Source organism: uncultured Brevundimonas sp. (assembly GCF_937863155.1).
Classification (GTDB): Bacteria; Pseudomonadota; Alphaproteobacteria; order Caulobacterales; family Caulobacteraceae; genus Brevundimonas.
The window spans coordinates 1-6,250 of the sequence record NZ_CALMFB010000066.1; the positions used below are offsets into that span (position 1 = coordinate 1).

A 6,250-nucleotide genomic window follows, 5' to 3' on the forward strand; every position below is an offset into this window, starting at 1 on the left:
CCGAACACCGCCGCGCCGATGGGGCCCAGCAGGCGCACCATGACGCCGGAATAGGCCTCGCCCAGTTCGTTGGAGGCGCCGATGAACAGCATGGACACCGACGACACCCGCCCGCGCATCCCGTCCGGCGTCGACAGCTGGATCAGGGTCTGGCGGATGTTGACGCTGATCATGTCGGCCGCGCCGCCCACGAACAGGGCCGCCGCGCTGATCCACACCACCTTGGACAGGCCGAAGGTCAGGGTGGCGATCCCGAACAGGGCCACCGCCCCGAACATCCACAGCCCCCCGCGCCGCACGATGGGATAGCGCGACAGATAGACCGCCATCAGCAGCGCCCCGACCCCGAAGGCGGCGCGCAGCAGGCCGAACCCTTCAGGCCCCACATGCAGGATGTCGCGCGCGAAGATGGGCGTCAGCAGCGCCACCCCGGCGAACAGAACCACGATCAGGTCCAGCGATATGGCGCCCAGAACCACCTTGGTGGTCCAGACATACTTCAGCCCTTCGCGCACCGCCTGCCAGCGGCCGAAGGCGGCCTCGGGCGTCGGCGGGCGGCCGCTGGTCTTGATCAGCAGGAAGGCCAGAAGCCCGACAATGAACATGCCCAGCGAGACGCCATAGGCCAGGGGGGTGGAAACCCCCACGATCACCCCGCCCAGGGCCGGGCCGGCGATGGCCCCGGTCTGGAAGGCGATGGACTGGGCCGCGATGGCGCGCGGCAGGGCGGGGCGGCCCACCACCATGGGCAGGAAGGCCTGGCTGGCGGGGGCCAGAAAGGCGCGGCAGGCGCCGAAGACGCAGGCGACGCTCAACAGTCCCCACAACGGCGGCGAGCCGTGCAGGGCCATGCCCAAAAAGGCCAGGGCGCACAGGGCCTCGACCGCGATGGAGGCGGCCACGGTGGTCTTGCGGTCGCGCCGGTCGGCCATTTCCCCTGCGGGCAGGGTCAGGGCCAGCAGGGGGATGAACTGCACCAGCCCCACCAGACCCAGATACAGGCTGGCCTGTTCGACCGGATGGTCGCGCCGAGCGATCTCGTACACCTGCCACAACAGGGCCGAGGACTGGACCTGAATGGCCAGCACCGCCGTCAGCCGCCCCGCCCACAACAGGCGAAAGTCGTTCATCTTCCACGGATTGGACCCATGGGCGGCCGCCTGGGCCACCGGCGGGGTGATGGGCGGGGGCGCCTCAGGTGCGTCGGTCATGTTTGGGATAGGGCGTTCCGTCGCGGTGGAAATAGCGATCCGCCCCGCGCGGCAGGATCATGTCGATGTCGGGATAGTCGGCGCCGTCGCCCGTCGGATTGCGCGTCCCGACCTCCAGCACGACGGCCTGGGCGTCCGATCGGTTCTCCAACCTGTGGCCGTCGGCGACCCCGGCCCTGAAGCCCGCGCAGTCCCCGGCCGCCAGCACGGTTTCGCCGTCGGTCTCGACCAGCACCACCTCGCCCGACACGACCCAGACGAACTCGTCCTCGGTCTCGTGCCAGTGCCTCTGGCTGGACCAGGCGCCGGGCGGCAGTTGCAGCAGATTGACCCCGAACTGGCTCAGGCCCGCCGCATCGCCCAGCCGCCAGCGCCGCCGCGCCCGGCACGGGGCGTCGAACGGTTCGGGATAGGATGTGCCGTGGCCGGTCGGGGCGGCGTCGCGGTCGATCTTCGGCATGGGCTTCTCGCGCGGGGAGGCTGCCTCTAAAGCATAGTCTCATGAGCGGCGCATCCGTCACCCCCATCGACCCCGTCGAACTGACCCGCGACCTGATCCGCCGGCCGTCCGTCACCCCCATCGACGCCGGCGCCATGGAGGTGCTGGAGCAGGTTCTGACCGGCCTGGGCTTCGCCTGTCGCCGCATGCCGTTCGAGGGCATCGAGAATCTGTACGCCCGGCGCGGAACGGCCTCGCCCAATCTCTGTTTCGCCGGCCACACCGACGTGGTGCCGGTCGGGGCCGAAAGCGCCTGGACCGCCGGGCCGTTCGAGGCCGAGGTGAAGGATGGGGTGCTGTATGGGCGCGGCGCCGTGGACATGAAGGGCGGGATCGCCGCCTGGGTGGCCGCAGTGTCTGAACGGCTGAACGAGGGCGAGCCGGAGGGGTCGCTGTCCCTGCTGATCACCGGCGACGAGGAAGGCCCGGCCCTGCACGGCACCAAACGGGTGGTCGAGGCCCTGATGGCCGAGGGGGAGGTGATCGACGCCTGCGTGGTCGGCGAACCCTCGTCGCAGCAGGCGCTGGGCGACATGATCAAGATCGGCCGGCGCGGCTCGCTGAACAGCTGGATCACCGTGCACGGCAAACAGGGGCACGTCGCCTATCCCGACCGGGCGGCCAATCCGGTTCCGGTGATGGCGCGGTTGCTGGCGCGGCTGGATGCGCACAGGCTGGACGACGGCTATCCCGAGTTCCAGTCGTCGAACCTGGAGATCACCACCATCGACGTGGGCAATCCGGCGACCAATCTGATCCCGGCCGAGGCGAGGGCGCGGCTGAACATCCGCTTCAATCCGGCCCAGACGGGCGACGGCCTGATCGACTGGCTGAACCGCGAGGCAGGGGCCGAACAGGCGGCGTCGGGCCTGCGGATCGAGCTGGAGCATCTGTGCTCGGGCGAGGCCTTCCTGACCCCCGTCGGGCCGTTCGTTGAGGCGGTGCAGGATGCGGTCCAGGCCGAGACGGGGCGACGGCCCGAGGCCTCGACTACCGGCGGCACCTCGGACGCCCGCTTCATCCGGGCCCTGTGCCCGGTGCTGGAGCTGGGCCTGGTCGGCCAGACCATGCACCAGGTCGACGAACGCGCCCCGGTCGCCGAGATCCAGGCCCTGGCCCGCGTCTATCGCCGGGTGATCGACACGGTTATGGAGCGGCTGTCCGAAGCGAGATGAACCCCACCTCTCCCGCCTTCGTCATCCTGTTCGCGGTCAGCCTGATCGCCGCGGCGGGCAATATGGGGCTGCAGTCGGTGCTGCCGGCCATCGGGCGCCAGTTTGGTCTGGCCGACACCCTGGTGGCGGGGGCCTTCGCCGTTTCGGCCCTGATGTGGACCGTGTCGTCCCCCTTCTGGGCGCGCCTGTCGGACCGGTTGGGGCGCAAGAGGGTGATCCTGATCGGACTGACCGGCTTCATCGCCTCCATGACCGGCTTCGGCGCGGCGGCCACGGCGGGGCTGGAGGGCTGGATGGCGCCGCTGGCGGCCTTCGCCCTGATGGCGGCGGCGCGCAGCCTGTATGGCGTGTTCGGCTCGGCCGCCCCGATCGCGTCCCAGGCCTATGTGGCGGACCGCACCACGGCCCAGGGGCGGACCCAGGCCCTGTCGCTGCTGGCCTCGGCGCAAGGGCTGGGCACGGTGATCGGGCCGGTGCTGGCGCCCCTGTTCATCCTGCCGGTCGTGGGTCTGGCGGGGCCGCTCTACGCCTTCGCCCTGATCGCGGTGGTGGTGCTGGTCGTCGTCTGGAAGCGACTGCCCAGCGGCGAGGTGACGCGCATTCCGACCCCGGCCGAAGGGGTGGCGCATCGCGGCCTGTGGAAGGATCCGCGCTTGCGCGGCTATCTGCTGTTCGGGCTTCTGGTCACCGGCGCCCAGGCGGTGAACATCTCGGTGCTGGGCTTCCATGTCATCGACGAACTGGCCGCCACCGGCGTCGGCCTGGACCAGGCCCAGCCCTTCGTGGCCATCGCCCTGTTCGCCGGGGCGGCCGGGACGCTGATGGTCCAGTGGGGGCTGATCCCCCTGTTGAAGATGCAGCCGCGCGACCTGGTGCGCTGGGGCGCCGGCCTGGCCCTGGCCGGCAATCTGGTCAGCCTGACCGCGCCGGGCTTCCATGGCGTGGTGGTCGGATACGCCCTGGTGTCCATGGGGCTGGGGTTCGCACGGCCAGGCTTCACGGCGGGGGCGTCCTTGTCGGTCGGACCGGGCGAACAGGGAGCCGTGGCCGGGCTGATCATGTCGATCGCGGGCCTCAGCTTCCTGGCGCCGCCGGTGGCGGGGGTGGCCCTCTATGCCTGGCGTGAGGCGGCGCCGTTCGCCCTGAACGGCCTGCTGCTGAGCGCGGCCCTAGCCCTGTGCTGGATCAGCGGACCGCTGCGGCGCGGGCCGCCGGACCTGCCGGACCGGGACGAGACGCCGTCGTCGGACACCCCGCCCGCCTCGCAGCCGGGGCCCGAGGGCGGCGGGCGTCTGGTGTCGGAATAGGCGGTCGAGGCTGCGTCAACCCGGAGAACCGCAGCCTCGCCCCCTGAAGTCCCGCCGGCCGCGAGCGCGACCAGCGAGAGGGAAGGCGGCCCCTCTAGGGGGCGTCCGTTACGGCGAGATGACGCCGTATTTCTTGCCCTATCGTTCGCCGCGCGGTCGTTCACGGCTTGAGGGCCTTTTCTGCTCAGTTCTCGGGCCCTCGAGACGTGAGGGCGAAGCCCTGCGCTCAAGTCGTGAGCGACCGCGTCGCGAACATAGCGCTCTTAAATATACCGCCGCAGGCTGCGCGCCAGCTCCGAGGCGCCGTCCTTGCCGCCGCGCTTGACCTGGGGCTGATAGGCGACGCGGGCGTGTTCGACGCAATAGACGCCTTCTGACGCGCGACGGCCGCAGAAGCTGAACTCGCGCGACGAGGGGTCGCCGATCGGCCATTTGCACATGTGAGCGCCCAGGGTCATGACCGTGGCCGTGCCCGGCAGGTCGGGCATGGGGGCCGGGACCGGCGGGGCGGCGGCCGGACGCGGCTGGGCCGCCTCGATCCGGCGCGGGGCCGACGGGGCCTGGGGCGCGGCGGCGGCCGGACGGGGCCGGGTCGTGCGGAAGGTGGTGCGCGCCGGTTGCGACGGCGTGGCCCGGCCCGACAGGCCCAGGCGGTGCACCTTGCCGATCACGGCGTTGCGGGTGACGCCCCCGCCCAGGGCCTTGGCGATCTGGCTGGCCGACTGGCCCTCCAGCCACAGCTTCTTCAGCGTGCCGACACGATCTTCGGTCCAACCTGCGGTCATGGCGCCCTCCCGGCGAGATGATTCAACATGTGGGGTCCGACAGCCGCTTCAGCGCCCAACGCCCACCACTAATCGTAAACCAGCTCTTAATAGCCGCAAGATATGCGAATCACCCTGTCCACAGAAACCAGATATTGAATCGTGTTCGCTCAACCCGTCATGCGGGGGCGTTCTTCAGCCTTCGAAAAGGGGGAGGCGTTCAGTCCAGGGCGCAGACGTCGGGCAGGCCGCGCAGGGCCCCGGCATGGTCCAGGCCATATCCGACCAGGAAGCGGTTCGGCGCCTCCCAGCCGACGAAGTCCGGTTCAGGCGCCCGCGGCAGCGGCCAGGGCTTGCGGGCGAAGACGGCGGTCAGGACATCGGACGCCCCCGCATCGCGCGCGATGCGAACCGCCTCGGCCAGCGACAGGCCGGTGTCGAACACATCGTCCAGGATCAGGACACGGCGGCCCTGGATCGGCCGCTGGAAGCCGGCCCGCACCTCGATGCGGCCCCGGCTGGTCTTGTCGTCGCCATAGGAGGCCAGCCACAGGGCGTCGAAGCGGACGTTGCGCCCGACCCGCGCCAGGGCCCGCGTCAGGTCGGCGGCGAACCACAGGCCGCCAGTCAGCAGCACCGCCGCCACCGTCTCGTCATCGATCATCGGCGCGATGCGGGCCGCCATGTCCTCGACGACACGGCGCACCTCGGCTTCGGACAGCAGGACGGTGGGTTTAAGGGCGTCAGCCATGATGCGGGGCGGATAGCGCCTCAGGCCCCGGCGTGTCGAGCGGCGTCGCCTCGACCGGCGCCCCCTCGGGCGCGACCGGAACCGTGCTGACCGCGGGTCGCAGGCCCGCCTCGACCGCCGCCTGGGGCCGGCGCGCGGCCGGACGGGGCGCGGGCTCCGATGCGGTCTGGGCCGTCGGTTCGGGCGCCGTCAGCACGAAATCCACCCCCACCCCAGCCGCCTTGCCGCCCGGATCGTTGATGCGCACGGCGAAGCCCTGGACCTTGCCCGGCAGCACCGGCGCGGCGTCGATGCGCACGATGCTGTGGCCCACCTCGGCGCCGTGGGCGTCCAGCAGGGCGACGCGCACCGGCGGGGCCACGATCTCGCGGTCGCGGACATTGCGCAGGGCGCCAGACACCATGACCACGCCCGGATCATCCGTCAGGGTGCGGGCGCCCACGGCCTCGAAATCCAGACCGGTGGGGTTCACCCGGGCGCCGACAGCCGCATAGGCGCTGGCCGCGCGCGGATACATTTCGACCACATCGACGCGGAAGATCC

7 protein-coding genes are annotated in these 6,250 nt (G+C 71.1%); 2 read left to right on the forward strand and 5 right to left on the reverse strand.

Annotated features, from left to right (window positions below):
• The coding region (locus Q0581_RS10525; RefSeq protein ID WP_298700055.1) for an MFS transporter at positions 1-1,211 on the reverse strand (1,211 nt) is incomplete at its 3' end.
• Entirely contained in the window at positions 1,195-1,671 is a 477-nt protein-coding gene (locus Q0581_RS10530; RefSeq protein WP_298700056.1) for a cupin domain-containing protein, read from the reverse strand. The genes Q0581_RS10530 and Q0581_RS10525, both read right to left, overlap by 17 nt.
• 41 nt (positions 1,672-1,712) lie before the next feature.
• Here Q0581_RS10530 and dapE point away from each other — a divergent pair, with 41 nt between their 5' ends.
• Both dapE and Q0581_RS10540 read left to right on the forward strand, forming a co-directional pair.
• Entirely contained in the window at positions 1,713-2,885 is a 1,173-nt protein-coding gene (dapE, locus tag Q0581_RS10535; protein ID WP_298700058.1) for a succinyl-diaminopimelate desuccinylase, read from the forward strand.
• The gene (locus tag Q0581_RS10540; RefSeq protein ID WP_298700060.1) at positions 2,882-4,192 is read left to right on the forward strand and encodes an MFS transporter; all 1,311 of its coding nucleotides are present in this window, start codon (positions 2,882-2,884) and stop codon (positions 4,190-4,192) included. Before dapE ends, Q0581_RS10540 begins: the two co-directional genes overlap by 4 nt.
• Positions 4,193-4,455: 263 nt before the next feature.
• Here Q0581_RS10540 and Q0581_RS10545 read toward each other — a convergent pair whose 3' ends face one another.
• The 3 genes from Q0581_RS10545 to Q0581_RS10555 form a co-directional block, all read right to left on the reverse strand.
• Positions 4,456-4,977 carry a GcrA family cell cycle regulator gene (locus tag Q0581_RS10545; RefSeq protein WP_298700062.1) on the reverse strand — a complete coding sequence of 174 codons (522 nt, stop codon included), beginning with the start codon at positions 4,975-4,977 and terminating at the stop codon, positions 4,456-4,458.
• 199 nt (positions 4,978-5,176) lie between these two features.
• Positions 5,177-5,707, reverse strand: coding sequence for a phosphoribosyltransferase family protein (locus Q0581_RS10550; RefSeq protein ID WP_298700063.1), 531 nt, complete (start codon positions 5,705-5,707; stop codon positions 5,177-5,179).
• On the reverse strand, positions 5,700-6,250 hold a 551-nt coding region (locus tag Q0581_RS10555; RefSeq protein ID WP_298700064.1), incomplete at its 5' end, for an FxLYD domain-containing protein. The genes Q0581_RS10550 and Q0581_RS10555, both read right to left, overlap by 8 nt.

What these genes read in the sequence shown, in the direction of transcription:
- Q0581_RS10530 (WP_298700056.1), bottom strand. Translation starts at nt 1,671, where the DNA reads ATGCCGAAGATCGACCGCGACGCCGCCCCGACCGGCCACGGCACATCC.
- Q0581_RS10550 (WP_298700063.1), bottom strand. Translation starts at nt 5,707, where the DNA reads ATGGCTGACGCCCTTAAACCCACCGTCCTGCTGTCCGAAGCCGAGGTG.
- Q0581_RS10540 (WP_298700060.1), top strand. Translation starts at nt 2,882, where the DNA reads ATGAACCCCACCTCTCCCGCCTTCGTCATCCTGTTCGCGGTCAGCCTG.
- dapE (WP_298700058.1), top strand. Translation starts at nt 1,713, where the DNA reads ATGAGCGGCGCATCCGTCACCCCCATCGACCCCGTCGAACTGACCCGC.
- Q0581_RS10545 (WP_298700062.1), bottom strand. Translation starts at nt 4,977, where the DNA reads ATGACCGCAGGTTGGACCGAAGATCGTGTCGGCACGCTGAAGAAGCTG.